Origin of the sequence: Domibacillus sp. 8LH, from assembly GCF_038806185.1 — a bacterium.
GTDB classification, from domain to species: domain Bacteria; phylum Bacillota; class Bacilli; order Bacillales; family Domibacillaceae; genus Domibacillus; species Domibacillus indicus_A.
Map to the genome: position 1 here is coordinate 1 of NZ_JAVJNG010000288.1, position 245 is coordinate 245.

The 245-nt window shown below is 30.6% G+C and carries 1 protein-coding gene; it reads right to left on the reverse strand.

Annotated elements, in window-relative coordinates:
* A partial coding sequence (locus RG959_RS25495; protein ID WP_369335209.1) for a YqaE/Pmp3 family membrane protein occupies window positions 1-115 on the reverse strand: 115 nt, incomplete at its 3' end.
* Window positions 116-245 lie beyond the last annotated feature (130 nt).

Genomic DNA, 245 nt, shown 5'->3' on the forward strand with positions numbered 1-245 from the left:
GGTCTTTACCTACTCCTGCTTTTAAGAATACCGCCACAGGAGGTAAAAAAATCGACAGAATGATCAAGAGTAATTTGTTATCCATAGTTTGCCCTTCAATTGTAATTAGTGTCATTTAAAGAATAGACACTAAATCATTATTTTCCTACCTGAATATTCTGAATTTTATCAATAAGTTTTACGTTTATTAGAAACCAAAAAAAGTCCTAATCGAAATTAGGACTTTGTTTTGAACACACAATGAT